We start from the raw sequence: 13,942 nt of genomic DNA, 5'->3' as shown, positions 1-13,942 counted from the left end.
GTGACCGACTTGGCCGACGACCTGAGCCTGCTGCGCGACCTCGAGCGGCGGTTGCTCGTCTACAAGTTCGCGATCGAGGAGCTCATGACGAAGCTCCGGATTCTCAGCGAGGAGTTCGACTCCGTTCACCGGCACGACCCGATCGAGCACATCACGAACCGGGTGAAGAAGCCGGAGGGCATTCTGGAGAAGTTGCGGCGCAAGGGGTTGCCGCTCGACGTCGAGTCGATCGGCGAGGTGCTCGACGACATCGCCGGGGTGCGGGTGATCTGCCCGTTCGTGTCTGATGTGTACCGGGTGTCGGCGATGCTCGCGCGGCAGCACGACGTGGAGATCCTGCGCACCAAGGACTACATCGCCTCGCCGAAGCCCAACGGGTACCGCAGTCTTCACCTGATCGTGCGTATTCCGGTGTTCCTGTCGGACCGGGTCGAGCACGTGAAGGTCGAGGTGCAGCTGCGCACCATCGCCATGGACTTCTGGGCGACGCTGGAGCACAAGCTGTTCTACAAGTACGACGACAGCCCGCCAGCCGACTTCGTGGACGAGCTCATGTCGTCGGCGATGATCGCGGCGCAGCTCGACGAACGCATGGAGTCGTTGCACCGCAGGATTCACCAGGACGAGGCGCGGCAGCCCTGAGGCCGCCGCGCCGCACGGTCGGGGTTACCTGATCTCCGGCACGAACACCGAGCCGGTCTCGCGGATCAGCTCACAGGTGTTCGGGAACGTCTCCTGGTAGTTGACCTCCTGGCCCATCCACCGGCCGGTCGCCGACACGGTCACCGGGTCGTAGAGGTAGGTGCAGAGCATCCCGGGTTCGCCGGGCAACGCCGTGAAGTCGCCGCGCGCCGCCTCGATCTCGGCACACGCGGCGTCGGCGGCGGGGTGGTCACCGCCGTCCGGGTTGCACGTGAGCGAGTAGGCCGTGGCAGCACTGGGGTTCTGCGGCGTCACGGTCATGGTCAGCTCGCCATCGGCAGCCGCGGCGGTTCCGGCCAGTGGGAAGAGGAGGCCGGCACAGGCGAGCGCGGACATGGTCACGATTCGCTTGCTGTTCATGACCAAGGGCTTCCCGCGGATTCCGCGGAGCCAACATATTCTGGCTCGCGTGAAAAACGTCCTACCGTTGTGCGCCGCGGGTTTCGTGACCGCGTTCGGAGCTCACGGCGTCGCATCCGGCTTGGGATTCCTGCAGACCAACCTGCTCGCGCTCGGCCTCCTGCTCGCGATCTACGACGGCGCGGAGATCGTTCTCAAGCCGGTTTTCGGCTCGCTGGCCGACCGGATTGGCCCCCGCCCGGTGCTGCTGGGCGGGCTGATGGCGTTCGCCGTGGCGAGTGCCGCGTTCGTTCTGGTGGACAGCGTCGCCGTCGCACGGTTCGGGCAGGGCGTTGCGGCGGCGGCGTTCTCCCCCGCCGCCAGCGCGATGGTCGCCCGCCTCACGCCGCCGGACGCCAAGGGCAAGGCGTTCGGCCGGTACGGCGCGTGGAAAGGCATCGGCTACACCGCCGGTCCGCTGCTCGGCGGCGTGCTGATCTACTTCGGTGGCTTCGACCTGTTGTTCCTCACGATGGCCGCACTCGCGGCAGCCGTCGCCGTGTGGGTTTTGACGGTCCCGCACCTGGAACCTCTGCCCCGCCGGCGGCAAACCGTCGCGGACCTCGCGAAACGCTTGTCGCACAGCGATTTCCTGCGGCCGACGGCGGCACTGGCGGCGTCGACGGCCGCGCTGGCCACCGGAGTCGGCTTCCTGCCGGTGAAAGCGGCCCAGCACGGCTCGATCGTCACCGGTGCCGCGGTGTCGCTGCTCGCGATCACCGCGGCACTGGTGCAACCGCGGGTCGGCGCCGCGCTGGACGCCGGACGCCTCAGCACCCGCCTGGGCACCCGAGCGGGCGTCCTCACCGCCGCGGCCGGTTTCGTGGCCGCCGCGGCGATCCCGGGACTCGCCGGCACCCTCGTGGCCGCGGTCCTGATCGGCGCCGGATCAGGAGCCGTGACCCCGCTGGCGTTCGCGGCACTGGCCAACGCCACACCGGAGGAACGCCTCGGTCAGACGATGGGCAGCGCCGAGGTGGGCAGGGAGTTCGGTGACGCGGGCGGCCCGCTCCTGGTGGGCGGGCTCGCCTCGGTCGCCTCGTTGCCCGTCGGGCTGCTCGGGCTGGCCGCGGTCATCGCCCTCACGGCTTGGTGATCTCCAGCTGCAGCTCGGTGACCCAGTCCGCGGGGGCGCCGTGGCCGTAGTTCAGGTAGACCTCGCGGGCGTACCCGTTCTGCCGGTACCCCTGAGCCTCGATCCACGTCGCCACGGCCTGGTACGTGGCGTCGATGTCGTCCATCACGCCCCGGTGCACGATGGTCGCCGCCTGGTCCAGCGCCGGCAGGTCCACGACCTCGAAGTCGTACGCGGCGGACGGTTCGACGGACACCGTGAAACCGGCCTGCACCAGCACCTGGTCGCCCTCGGCCGGTTCGTAGGTGGCGATGCCGTACCCGGTGATCGGCACCCCGGCGCGCTCCAGCCGTGCCATCAGCTCCGGGTACAGCGGCTGGATCACGGGCCCGATGTCCTCAGGTCCGTACGACGCGGCCGTCGCGGTCAAACGGGCCACACGGGCAGAAGGAACGGGCTTCACAACAACGTCGTCGGTGGGCATGGCGCCTTCCCTTTCAATGGCGCGGAGACGTGCTTCCACCCGCCGCAAGCGCGACTCGTCCGCAAGAATCTGCTGCCGCAGCTCGGCACGCCGCAACGAAAGCATTCCGTGCAACTGTTCAACGGAAAGCTTTTCGTCGAGCACGATTTTCACCTGGTCGAGTGTCAGACCGAGGTCCTTCAACGCGAGCAGCCGGTTGAGTCGCTGGAGCTGTGCGGCGGTGTAGAAGCGATAGCCCGACGACGGGTCCACGTGGGCCGGCGGGAGCAACCCGACCGCGTCGTAATGGCGCAGCATCCGCACCGACACACGCCCCAGACGGGCGAAGTCTCCGATGGTGAACATGACTGCTCCTGTGTAGGGGCTGACACGGTGTGAGGGTCAAGAAATGATGGTTTGAGCAACGCGCCGGGTGCGCATCCTGGGGCGTTGACGAGAGGTGGCACATGACGTTCGCGCATCCCGCGTTGTTCTACTCCGATGAGGACTCCTACATCGACGGGACCGTCCCGTTCGTCGTGGAAGGCCTCGCGAACGCCGAGCCCGTCGCCATCGCGGTGCCCAGCCACAACCTGGCACTGCTCAAGGAGGCCCTGAGCGGGTTCGCCCACCTCGTGACGTTCATCGACATGGCGGACACCGGCCGCAACCCCGGCCGGATCATCCCCGAGCTCCGCGTCTTCGCCGACCGGCACCGCGGGCCCGTGCGGATCATCAGCGAACCGGTGTGGGACCACCGCACCGATGTCGAGTACCCCGCGTGCGCGTTGCACGAGGCGCTGGTCAACTACGCGTTCAGCGGCCGTGACGTCAGCATTCTCTGCCCGTACGACACCTCTGCGCTCAGGCACGACGTCCTGGCCGACGCGGAGAAGACCCACCCCGTCGTGATCGACGCGGGCGGCCACCGCCCCAGCGACCACTTCCACCCCGCACGGGTGGTCGTCGCCGCGCACTCGCTGCCGTTGCCGACACCGGCGGACGCGGCGAGCACGTCGGCCGCGGCGGGTGGGATGGCCGCGGTGCGGGCGTTCGCCCGTGAGCAGGCCGTTCAGCACGGACTCGCGCAGGATCGCGTGGACGACTTCGCGCTCGCCGTCACCGAGCTCGCCACCAACAGCGTGCGGCACGGCGGCGGGGAGAGCACCGTCCGGGTGTGGGCCGAAAGCGAAAGTATTGTTTGCCAAGTCAACGACAACGGCCACATCACCGATGTTCTGGCCGGAAGAACGCCCGTTCACGCAAACGATCCGGGCGGTCGCGGTCTGTTGCTGGTGAACCGTTTGGCCGACCTCGTGCGCACCCAAACGACGTCGTCGGGCACCGCAATCCAGGTCAGATTCGATCTGGGCAACAAAAAGGCAACGTGATCGACATACATTCGGGCGTGTTCGTTATAGCTTGAGCACGTGCACGACGAGGAAGCGACGGAAATCGGTTACACGGGGGCGCGTTTCGGGTCCCCGGCGACCCGCAGACGACTGCGCGCCGAACGTACTCACGACGCGAGCGGCGCGGAGACGCAACAACTGCCCCGTCAGCAACCGTTGCGCCAGCGCCCGCCGGAACCGCCACCGGAGTGGCCTATGCAGGACGAGGAACCACACCACGTCCCCGCGCGGGACAGCGCGCTAGTCCGTCCGTACGCCCGCACCGGCGGCCGTACGGCCGCCCGCCACGACCTCCGTCTGGAAACCCTGCTCTCCACGGACGAGGAGCACCTGTACCGCGCGAACAACGACCAGGCGGCGATGATGCGGCTGTGCCTGCAGCCGCGGTCGGTCGCCGAGATCTCCGCGCTCATGAAGATCCCGCTGGGAGTCACGCGGGTGCTGCTGAGCGACCTGATCACGCTCGGCCTGGTCGCCGTGCACGAGCCGGGCGACAAGCCGAACCTGGCGCTGCTCGAACGGGTTCTCGCAGGCCTGCGCCGGTTGTAGTCACCCCGTTCGCCGGCGAGCGGGATCACCGGGGGTCGCCGATAATGATGATCGTGGCGACCCCCAGCGACGAGACGTCCGAACCGACCACCAAGCCGGTGCCCGCGCCGACCGCGCCGACCGCTCAGAAGAAGCTGCGGCCCACCCGGATCAGCGGCACCTGGATCGCCGTGCTGATCGCGATCGTCGTGCTGATCTTCCTGCTGGTCTTCATCCTGCAGAACGGCGACAACACGACGATCCACGTCCTGTGGGGCCAGTTCAGCCTTCCGCTCGGCGTGGCGCTGCTCTTCGCGGCGATCTGCGGCGCGGTGCTGGTCGCGACCGTGGGCGCGGCGCGCATCCTGCAGCTGCGGCGTCAGGCGAAACGGCTCACTGGTCGTCCCTCGACCTCATCACCAGCTCGACGCGAGAGCTGATCCCGAGCTTCCGGAAGATCTTGCGCAGGTGGAAGTTCACCGTGTGCGGTGACATGAACAGCTGCGTGGAGATCTGCCGGTTCGTCTGCCCCTTCGCCACGAGGTTCGCGATCGCCCGTTCGGTGTCGTCCAAACTGGACCATCCGGACGCGGGGCGCACCGGCGCCGCCCTCCTGCGCCTGCCGAGCTTGCGCAGCCGTCCCAGCACCCGCGCGCTGTCGCGGGAGGCGCCGATCTCGCGGTACAGCCCCAGCGCGGTCTCCAACGCCTTCACCGACGCCGCGCGGTCGGAGCTCGTCAGCAGCACACCGAGGTCCTCGGCCGCGTTGGCGCGCGCCCACAGGTCGCGGTGCTGTTGTGAAGCCAGTTCCAGCAACGACGCGTCGCCGTCGAACAGGCCGCGCGCGTGCATCGCGGCGGCCGCGACCGCGCGGAATCCGGGGTTCTCCTCCGCCAGCCGTTCCACGCGGTCGACGACGGCCTTGGCCAGCCGCTCGTGCCCCGCCTCCAGCGCCCTGCGCACGAACCACCCGGCCGCGCGCGGTTCCTCGGCGAAGAGCCCGGAGGACACGAGCCCCGGATAGGAGTCGGTGAGCAGCGCCAACGCCTTGTCGAGCCCGGACCCCACGTGCGAGACGAGCACGTCGGCCCACTGGTAGTACGCCCGCGAGAAGACGATCCCGTCCACCGGCACTTGTCCGCGGTAGCGCTCGACGTGTTCGATCGCGGCGGGGAGATCACCGGTGTGGACCGCGACCATGGCGAGGATCGCCAGCGCCGGTGCCACCAGCGCGGTGTGCCCGGTCTCCTCCGCCACCGTCAGCGCGTTGCGCGCCTCCGCCGACGCTTCCTCGATCCGCCCGGCCTGCAACAGGATCCGCGCCTGCACGACCGAGGTCAGCAGTTCCTTGGTCACCACCGACGACGGCCCGCTGCGCGCCCGCCGCACCACGCTGTCGGCCTCCGCGAACTCCCGCAGGCCCGAGTGCAGCGTCGCCAGCAGCAGCTGCGGATACGCGAAGAGGTCGTACGACGTCACGGACTGGGCGGCCTCGCGCGCCAGTTCCAGTGCCGCACCGGGCTGTCCGCTGTCGCGGGCGATCGCCGCCAGCACCGCGAGCGCCGTGGCGAGCACGTCGTCCGGCGGGCCGGTGTGGGTGCGCACGACGGTTTCGGCGAGCTCCTCCGCGCGCCGGCGGTCGTGCCCGAGCAACGCCATCATGCGGGTGATCTCCACCCACGGCGCGAGTTCCGGCAACAGGTCGGGTTCGTCCAGCAGCGCCTCGGAGATCTCCACAGACTCGGCGTGCTGCGCGCCCAGTGCCGTCGTCATCGCGACGCAGTGCCGCAGCTTGGCGGCGGGGCCTGGGGGAACCTGACGTGACAACGCGTCCTGCGCCAGCGCTTGCGCCGCGGTGAGTTTCCCGGCCGCGATCAACGCGCGCACCGCGATGACTGTTCTGTGCACCAGCGACGCCGACGCCTGGTCGGTGAGCTCGAGCGCCCTGACGGCGAGTTCGGCGGCGGCGTCCGGCGCGGTCCACAGCACCGCTTTCGCCGCCGCGACCAGGCCGTCGATCGACCGCACGTCACCGCGCTGGGCACCGTGCAGGAGGTGTTTGGCTGCGCTGACCGCGGAATCCCCGCGTCCCAGCAGCATTTCGCCTGCCTCGCGGTGCAGGGCCCGGCGCACGGGTGGCGGCACGGAGTCGGCGACCAGCCGCCACACCAGCTCGTGCCGGAACGCCAGCCGATCTTCGAGCGAGGTCACCACGCCCGCGCCGATGACCTCGTCCAGCGCGGGCAGCAGGATCGCGGTGCTGGAGGCCAGCATCTCCGCCACGTCACCGGGTTCGAAGCGCGGCCCGAGCACGGACGCGACCTGCAGCAGGTGTCGTGCTTTACCGCTCAACGAACTGACGCGCTCGCGCAACAACGATTCGGTGTGCCGCGGCGTCCGGTCACAGCGCAACGACGCGTGTTCGCCGGAGACCTCGATCTGACCGTCTTCGCGCAGCGCGGTGAAAAGACTGATCAACGCGGCGGGATTTCCCTGCGCGGTCGACGCCAGCGCCCGGAGATCGTGATCAGGAATTCCACCGGCGAGATCGGCGACGAGTTCCGCGATCACGTTGTCGGTCAACGGGCGCAGCTCGATCCGCACGGCACCCCGCGCGGCAGCGGCGGCGAACAGGCGGTCCGCGCCCTCGCCGCAGCGGCGGGCGAGCAACCATACGACCTTCTCGTGGGTGGAGGCGGGGAGCAGTGCGCGCAGGGCCGCCAGGGTGCCCGGCTCGGCCAGGTGGAGATCGTCGAGCACGACCAGGGTGGGACCGTCCGGTTCGCGTTCCGCCAGGCGTGCCAGCAGGAACGGCTGGTCCAGCTCGTCCTGTGCGGTGGCGACCTCGAAACCACGGCGCGCGGCGACCGCGGCGACCTCGGCCAGCAACCGCGTCTTCCCGGTTCCCGGCGCGCCGTCCACCAGCACCACGCCGGTGCCCGCGTCCAGCACACCGCTCAGGAGCTCACGTTCTCCCTCGCGGCCGCGGAACATCCCGTCCCGATTCCCCGACACCTATTTTTCCTTTCGCTCCGCGGCGGCGGAGAACAAGCGCTGCCCTACCACAACGACCCGCGTGCCGACCAGCTCCTCTAGGCCGTCCGGATGACCAGGTGAGGCCGCCTCCCGGCTGCCGCTACCCGGTCGAGTAGTTGCCCGGCGGATCATACGGGCCGCCACCGTGTTGAGACGCCCATAGCGCAAGAACCTCTACCTGGGCAAGTGGTGGTGTTTCTCCTAGCATCAATTCCGCTGATCCATTCACCACCGATTACGGAGAGATCGTGGAAAACCGGCTGAAAGTGTGGTGTGCCGGAATCAGCGCTCAGGTGACGCCGGGCACGACCACCGTCGTGGAGGGCGCACCGGGAACGGGCAAGACCGCGGTGCTGGACGACCTCGCCGCGCGCTGGGAGGCCTCGGGCAGGCACGTCGTGCGGGCGCGGGCGAGCGCCCTGGAGGGCGATCTTCCGTTCGGGATCGTGGCCCAGCTCTTCGACATGATCGACCCCGATCTCGTACCGCCGGAGGCGCTCGGGGCACTTCAGCTGACGGCTCCGGCTGCCGACTTCGCCGTGCTGCACGGCGTGTACCGGCTGGCCGCGGCCCTGGCGAGCGGTTCAGGGCTGCTCATCGCCGTCGACGACGCGCACTGGGCCGATGCGGCGTCGTTGCGGTGGCTCGCCTATCTGACTCTGCGCATCCAACGCCTGCCCATCGCTCTCGTGCTGACCGTGGGTGCGGGTGAGCGGTGCGACGACACTTCTTATGGCGAGATCATGGCCACGTGCCGGCGCGTGGGGCTGGGCAACCTGTCCGCGGAGGATGTTGCCGCGATGATCTCCCCGGCGCCCGCACCCGAGTTCGTGGCGGCCTGCCTGGAGGCGACCGGAGGCAACCCGCTGGCCGTGACGCGGCTGCTCACGGCCCTGGCGGAGGACGGCGTGCCGCCGACGGCCGAGGCCGCGTGGCGGGTCACCCAGCGCGGTGCCGAGGTGTCCGGCGAGATCATGGCGGCGCGGCTGCGTCGTCGTCCGGCCGCCGTGGTGGCCGCGGCGCACTCCCTGGCGGTGCTCGGGCCGTCGCCGCCTCCCGGTGTGCTGGCGGAACTGACCGGACTGGGGCCGGTCGAGCTGGCCGAGGCGATGCGAACAGTCGAGCTGCTCGGCGTGGCCGGGCCCGCGGTTCTCGACGACATGCCCGCGCCCGCGCGGGCTGCTTTGCATCTGCGGGCCGCACGGTCGTTGCGTGCACACGGCGCCACGGACCGGGTGGTGGCCGAGCACCTGCTGGAGACCTCGCCGGGGCTGGAGCCGTGGGCGGGCGAGGTGCTGGACCGGGCCGCGCAGGAGGCGGTGAACCAGGGCGACACGTCCGGTGCCGCACGGCTGCTGTGGCGGGCGTTGCGCGAACCGGTGGCTAATCCGTCGCGGGCGTTGCGGCTGCTGGGCGTTGCCGAGCTCGTCGGCAACCTTCCCGGTGCCACGGCCCGGCTGCGCGAGGCCTATCAGTCCAATGAGGACGATGCCGAGTCCGCCGTCGCGCTGTCGTACGCCCTGCACGCCGAGGTAAAGCCCGCCGAGCTGGCCTCGGTGCTGTCCGAAGGTTCGCCGTGGGTGCAGGCTCATCTCGCCGTGCACGGGCTGGCGTGGCAGGAGGCCGTGCCGTCAGCGGTCTCGCTGGACAACCCCGCCGGGGTGCTGCACCACGTGATGGTCGGCGACATCAGCGCGGACGAGGCCGTCGCGCTGGTGTCGACCGAGACCACGATGTCCGCGCTGACGTCGGCGATGATCCTCAACCTGGCCGACGCGCTGGACTCGGCGCTGACCGTGCTCGACGACGTGGACCGCGCGCAGGCACCGGCGTTGCGCGCGCTGACGTACGTGATGCGCGCGAACGTCCAGCGCCGCAAGGGAGATCTCGTCTCTGCCCGCGAAGAGCTGGCGCTGGCGGGCGACCACCTGCGGCAGGACCAGCGCTGGCTCGCGGTGTCGACCTGGCACGCCGCGTTGCTCGCGGACATCCTGCTGGAGGAGAGCCGCCTGGACGAGGCCGCCGCGCTGATTTCGTCGGCGTCGTCCGACGAAGCCCGTCGTGTGTGGTCGTTCGGCGGTTTGCTGACCGTGCGCGGACGGATGCTGACCGCCCGAGGCGACGACCACGAGGCGTTGGAGGCTTTTCTGGCCGCTGGACGGCATTGCGCGTCGTGGCCTTACCGCAATCCCGCGGCGCTGGCGTGGCGATCCGGTGCGGCGCTGGCGTGTGCGGCGATGGGTGACGGCGAACGAGCGCGCGAACTCGCGATGGAGGAAGTGTCGCTCGCGCGCGCATGGGGTGCACCGCGCGCGTTGGGCATGGCGTTGCGCGCGGCGGGCCGGGTCACCGCCGGTGCGGCTGGACGCACGTTGCTGGAAGAAGCAGTGCGGGTGCTGCGCAACTCCCCCGCTCGTTTGGAGTTGGCGCGCGCGTTGGTCGACCTCGGTGTCGTGCTGCGGCGGCAGGCCGACACGTCCGGTGCGCGCGCATGCCTGCGTGACGCGGTGGATCTCGCGCAGAAGTGCGGTTCGAGCGCGATCGCCGCGCGGGCGTACTCCGAACTGGTGGCGACGAGCGCCGGGCCGCGGCGCCTGCGCCAGACCGGCCCGACCGCGCTGACCCCGACCGAGCACCAGGTGGCGGAGCTGGCGGCGCGGGGCCGGTCCAACGAGGAGATCGCCGCGACGTTGCTGATGCCCGCGGACGCCGTCGAGGGCGTGCTGTCCGGGATCTACCGCAAACTCGGTGTGTCGGGCCGTTTGCAGCTCTCCGAAGCGCTGGACGGCCAAACTGGTTCGGACCCGTTCGGCCGATAGTTTCCGTTGCAACGTTCGGCCTAGGGTCGGTGCTCATGGCGAGCGACTTGCAAAGACGCAAGGTGTCGGTCGTGTTCGGCGCGATGGACGCCAACGGTGACGGCTACCTGGACGAGAGCGACTTCCGCGCTCTCACCGCGCGCTGGGTGTCGTTGCGCGGCGGCGACGAGGAACTGCTGTCCGGCGTGATGATGGGCTGGTGGGCGACCCTGCAGGCGGTTGCGGGCCAGGACCGCGCGACGATCGACAACGTCCTGAGCATCGTGGACGCGCTCCCGAAGACGCCGGAAGCCGTCACCGACACCGCGGACGCGATGTTCGCGGCCGTCGACGAGAACCACGACGACTACATCTCGCGCTCCGAGTACGAGACGATGATCGCCGCCTGGCTCGGGCACGGCAGCATCATCGACTTCGACGCGCTCGACTCCGACGGTGACGGCAGGCTGTCGCGCGAGGAGTTCGCCCAGCTGTGGCTGGAGTTCTGGGCGGGCGACGACGAGGACGCCGCCGGCACCTACGTGTTCGGACCGGTCTGACGCACCACGGCGAGGCGGCCGGACTTCGCCACACCGTCCTGCTCCCACGAACCGGTGACCACGCCGACCGCGTCCTGCGGCGGTTCCGCCGGGACGATCCGCCGGTCGAGGTCGATCGTGACCGCGTCGGCCCAGGAGCGGATCAGCGTGCCGCGTGCCTGGGCCTCGAACCCCTTGCGGGACGCCGGATCCGAGGTTCCGCCGGTGGCGACCAGGCGCAGAATCGCGGCGATCCACACCGGATCGGTCACCGCGTCGTAGATCCACCGCGTACCCAGCACGCTGTGCTCGGCCGTCGTGACGAGCGCACCCCCGGCGAGCGGCGCTGGACGATAGGTCAGCGGAACCTGGTACACCGCCTCGCCGTCCTGCAGCAGATGCGTCTCCACGCCCACCTCGCCCGCCGGGTCCTCGAACCGGAAGAACCCGGCGGGGCGCAGTGAACCCCGCCCGTCGTACCACGGCTGCCGCACAACCCAGGCGGGCAGGAAATCGCGGAACGACGGTGTCAGCGTGGCGCCGGTGTGAAGCTTCCCCATGCCCCGCAGGTTACGCGTGCACGAGCGTGAAGAACTCCTGCCGTGACGCGGGATCCGACCGCAGCACACCCTGCAGCGCCGACGTCACGGTGCGGGATCCGTTGACCCGCACGCCTCTCAGCGCCATGCACATGTGCTCGGCCTCGATCACGACACCGACTCCCTTGGGCCGCAGGTGTTCCTGCAGCCAGTCGGCGACCTGCTTGGTGAGCCGTTCCTGCACCTGCAGGTCGCGCGCGAACATCTCCACGACGCGGGCGAGCTTCGACAGGCCCAGGATCCGTTCGCCCGGCAGGTAACCGACGTGCGCGACCCCGTGGAACGGCAGCATGTGGTGCTCGCACAACGACTGCACCGGAATCCCGCGCGCCAGCACGAGTTCGTCGTAGCCCTCGTCGTTCGGGAACGTCGTGAGGTTGAACGAGCGCGGCGTCAGGAGTTCCGCGTACGCCTCGGCGACCCGTCGTGGCGTGTCGGCCAGGTGCACCGAGTACGGATCCTTGCCCAGTGCCTTCAGCAGATCCGTGACGGCCTGCTGCGCCGCCTCGAGGTCCGTCATCGAGCGGCCAGCCTGGACAGTGCCAGCGCGCCGGCCAGCAGGCCGAAGTCGCGCAACGCGACGTCGTAGTAGCCGGGCCCGGTCACCAGGTTCACGATGATGCCGAGCAACCAGGCGGCGACGACCAGCCCGCCCCACTTCGGCTGCACCGCGACCAGCACGCCGGCCACGATCTCGATCACTCCGACGACGTACATCGCCGTCTGCGGCGAGCCGGGCACGATCGAGTCGATCCACGGCGCCAGGTAGACGGGCCAGTCGACGAGCAGGTTGAAGAACTTGTCCAGCCCGAACAGGACCGGCGCCACCGTGAACACCGTGCGCAGCAACACGAACGCCTGCGTCGCCGGATCCGTGCGCGTCAGGACCGCCATGACTCCTCCTTCTAACGACAACTTTGGCTAACGTTAGAACCACTGGCGGATTTTCGTCAACACAAGTAGGTTTTAGAGATGGCCGATCCCGTCGCCGCCGTCGCGGCCCTCGACGAGCCGAACCGCCGCAAGCTCTACGACTTCGTGGTGCGCCAAACCGCGCCCATCAGCAAGGACGAGGCGTCCGAGGCCATCGGGCTGCCGCGCACCACCGCCGCGTTCCACCTCGACAAGCTGGTCGAGATGGGACTGCTGGACGTCATCCACGAACGCCGCTCCGGCCGCACCGGGCCGGGCGCGGGCCGTCCGGCGAAGCTGTACCGGCGGTCCGGCGAGCAGATCGAGGTGTCGCTGCCCGACCGCCGCTACGAGGCCGCGAGCCACCTGCTGACCGAGTCGCTCCTGGAAGCCGAGAGCACGGGCGTGCCGCCGCGCGAGATCCTGAACCGCCGCGCGTACGAGTGGGGCGAGGACCTGGCGACGCAGGCCGACGGCGACGTGGTGGGGGCGTTGGAGGGGCTCGGGTTCGAGCCGCACACCGACGGGGCCTCGGTGCTGCTGGGCAACTGCCCGTTCCACAGCCTCGCCCAGAAGCACACGCAGCTGGTGTGCGGGATGAACCTGTGCCTGATCAGCGGGCTGCTGGACGGACTTGCCACGACGACGCACACGGCCCGGCTGGCACCGTCTCCCGGCCACTGCTGCGTACGCCTCGACCAGGCCTAGTGCAACCGCGCGAGAACTGTCGGTGCCCCGTGCGAGCATTGCGGTGAGCCCAGCCCGTGGGCTCGTCCTGGGGAGGAACCACCGCAATGCGCAGAATCATCGCTGCCCTCGGCGCGCTCGTGGCCGCCATGGCCGTCGTGACGCCCGCCGGGGCGGCCACCGGAGATCTGGCCTCGTCGTGCGAGATCAAGCTGTACACCGCGGGCAGGCTGGACGGCACGTTCACCGTCCGCGGCAGCTACCGGCTGCTCGGCAGCCTGCCCGCCGCGTCTCCGGCGAGTGCCCCGCTGACAGCCGACGACTGGGGCCTCTCCGTCCGGCTGGACCTGGGTGACGAGCTCGCCAAACGCGGCGTCACCAAGTTCGACCAGGGCATGGTGTCGGCCGCGTACCTGTCGGTGCAGCACGACGGCGTCGAGGACTGGCCGCAGAAACCGCTCACCGACCTCGGCCGCGACATCGCCGCCGACCAGTTCGCCACCGGCGTGACCAGCAAGATCGCCGACGCGCAGGTGTACCCCGACGCCGTGCCCGGCCACTGGCGGTTCGCGAGCGCCGGCGACATCTGGCTCAGCTTCCACAAGTACTCGAACACCCAGGTCGCCATGTACGTCCACTGCACCGCGGACCCCGGCCAGGACCTGTTCTACGCCGAAACCACCGTGAACCCGTGATCAACACGATGAACGGCTCTTTTGTGCACCTGAGGTGAACCTGGTGTTTTAACCAGGGGTGAGGTCCTTGGGACGGGTCGCCGCGTGAGCGGCGGCC

The 13,942-nt window shown here is 69.8% G+C and carries 15 protein-coding genes; 9 read left to right on the top strand and 6 right to left on the bottom strand.

The genetic code is table 11. The features are described from left to right. A complete protein-coding gene (locus IEZ09_RS41255; RefSeq protein ID WP_229813403.1) occupies window positions 1-642 on the top strand; it encodes a GTP pyrophosphokinase in 642 nt (213 codons plus the stop codon). Between the two features lie 24 nt (window positions 643-666). Here the strand turns inward: IEZ09_RS41255 and IEZ09_RS41250 are convergent, their stop codons facing one another. Further along, on the bottom strand, window positions 667-1,062 hold the full coding sequence (locus tag IEZ09_RS41250; protein ID WP_189259297.1) for an SSI family serine proteinase inhibitor: 396 nt from the start codon (window positions 1,060-1,062) through the stop codon (window positions 667-669). Window positions 1,063-1,111: 49 nt separating this feature from the next. Here IEZ09_RS41250 and IEZ09_RS41245 point away from each other — a divergent pair, with 49 nt between their 5' ends. After that, entirely contained in the window at window positions 1,112-2,197 is a 1,086-nt protein-coding gene (locus tag IEZ09_RS41245; protein WP_308202458.1) for an MFS transporter, read from the top strand. Here IEZ09_RS41245 and IEZ09_RS41240 read toward each other — a convergent pair. Next, complete coding sequence (locus IEZ09_RS41240; protein WP_189259296.1) at window positions 2,184-3,005, bottom strand: MerR family transcriptional regulator; 822 nt, start codon at window positions 3,003-3,005, stop codon at window positions 2,184-2,186. The two genes, IEZ09_RS41245 and IEZ09_RS41240, sit on opposite strands and share 14 nt — an antisense overlap. A gap of 101 nt (window positions 3,006-3,106) precedes the next feature. Here IEZ09_RS41240 and IEZ09_RS41235 point away from each other — a divergent pair, with 101 nt between their 5' ends. The 3 genes from IEZ09_RS41235 (at window position 3,107) to IEZ09_RS41225 (ending at window position 5,019) form a co-directional block, all read left to right on the top strand. Further along, window positions 3,107-4,030, top strand: coding sequence for an anti-sigma factor RsbA family regulatory protein (locus tag IEZ09_RS41235; RefSeq protein WP_189259295.1), 924 nt, complete (start codon window positions 3,107-3,109; stop codon window positions 4,028-4,030). A 216-nt stretch (window positions 4,031-4,246) separates the two neighbouring features. Beyond that, on the top strand, window positions 4,247-4,600 hold the full coding sequence (locus IEZ09_RS41230) for a DUF742 domain-containing protein (RefSeq protein ID WP_189259294.1): 354 nt from the start codon (window positions 4,247-4,249) through the stop codon (window positions 4,598-4,600). Window positions 4,601-4,647: 47 nt separating this feature from the next. Further along, on the top strand, window positions 4,648-5,019 hold the full coding sequence (locus IEZ09_RS41225) for a LapA family protein (protein WP_370467794.1): 372 nt from the start codon (window positions 4,648-4,650) through the stop codon (window positions 5,017-5,019). Here the strand turns inward: IEZ09_RS41225 and IEZ09_RS41220 are convergent. Continuing rightward, window positions 4,973-7,594 carry a helix-turn-helix transcriptional regulator gene (locus tag IEZ09_RS41220; protein WP_189259292.1) on the bottom strand — a complete coding sequence of 874 codons (2,622 nt, stop codon included), beginning with the start codon at window positions 7,592-7,594 and terminating at the stop codon, window positions 4,973-4,975. The two genes, IEZ09_RS41225 and IEZ09_RS41220, sit on opposite strands and share 47 nt — an antisense overlap. A 269-nt stretch (window positions 7,595-7,863) precedes the next feature. Here IEZ09_RS41220 and IEZ09_RS41215 point away from each other — a divergent pair, with 269 nt between their 5' ends. After that, on the top strand, window positions 7,864-10,434 hold the full coding sequence (locus IEZ09_RS41215; RefSeq protein ID WP_189259291.1) for an AAA family ATPase: 2,571 nt from the start codon (window positions 7,864-7,866) through the stop codon (window positions 10,432-10,434). Between the two features lie 35 nt (window positions 10,435-10,469). Beyond that, window positions 10,470-10,973, top strand: a complete 504-nt coding sequence (locus IEZ09_RS41210; protein WP_189259290.1) for an EF-hand domain-containing protein — start codon at window positions 10,470-10,472, stop codon at window positions 10,971-10,973. Here IEZ09_RS41210 and IEZ09_RS41205 read toward each other — a convergent pair. From IEZ09_RS41205 to IEZ09_RS41195, 3 genes are read right to left on the bottom strand one after another with little or no spacing between them, the layout of a single operon-like run. Then, window positions 10,952-11,512, bottom strand: a complete 561-nt coding sequence (locus tag IEZ09_RS41205) for a maltokinase N-terminal cap-like domain-containing protein (protein WP_189259289.1) — start codon at window positions 11,510-11,512, stop codon at window positions 10,952-10,954. The two genes, IEZ09_RS41210 and IEZ09_RS41205, sit on opposite strands and share 22 nt — an antisense overlap. Window positions 11,513-11,522: 10 nt before the next feature. Continuing rightward, the gene (folE, locus tag IEZ09_RS41200; protein ID WP_189259288.1) at window positions 11,523-12,071 is read right to left on the bottom strand and encodes a GTP cyclohydrolase I FolE; all 549 of its coding nucleotides are present in this window, start codon (window positions 12,069-12,071) and stop codon (window positions 11,523-11,525) included. Further along, on the bottom strand, window positions 12,068-12,445 hold the full coding sequence (locus tag IEZ09_RS41195) for a DoxX family membrane protein (protein WP_189259287.1): 378 nt from the start codon (window positions 12,443-12,445) through the stop codon (window positions 12,068-12,070). Before IEZ09_RS41195 ends, folE begins: the two co-directional genes overlap by 4 nt. Before the next feature lie 78 nt (window positions 12,446-12,523). Here IEZ09_RS41195 and IEZ09_RS41190 point away from each other — a divergent pair, with 78 nt between their 5' ends. Then, window positions 12,524-13,171 (top strand): helix-turn-helix transcriptional regulator, encoded by a 648-nt coding sequence (locus IEZ09_RS41190; RefSeq protein WP_189259286.1) that lies wholly within the window; start codon window positions 12,524-12,526, stop codon window positions 13,169-13,171. 86 nt (window positions 13,172-13,257) lie between these two features. Further along, window positions 13,258-13,845, top strand: a complete 588-nt coding sequence (locus IEZ09_RS41185) for a hypothetical protein (protein WP_189259285.1) — start codon at window positions 13,258-13,260, stop codon at window positions 13,843-13,845. Window positions 13,846-13,942 lie beyond the last annotated feature (97 nt).

It is taken from the genome of Lentzea flava (assembly GCF_014648475.1).
Lineage (GTDB): Bacteria > Actinomycetota > Actinomycetes > Mycobacteriales > Pseudonocardiaceae > Lentzea > Lentzea flava.
Note: the sequence above shows the minus strand (reverse complement) of the source record. Positions and strands in the feature narration are given on the sequence as shown.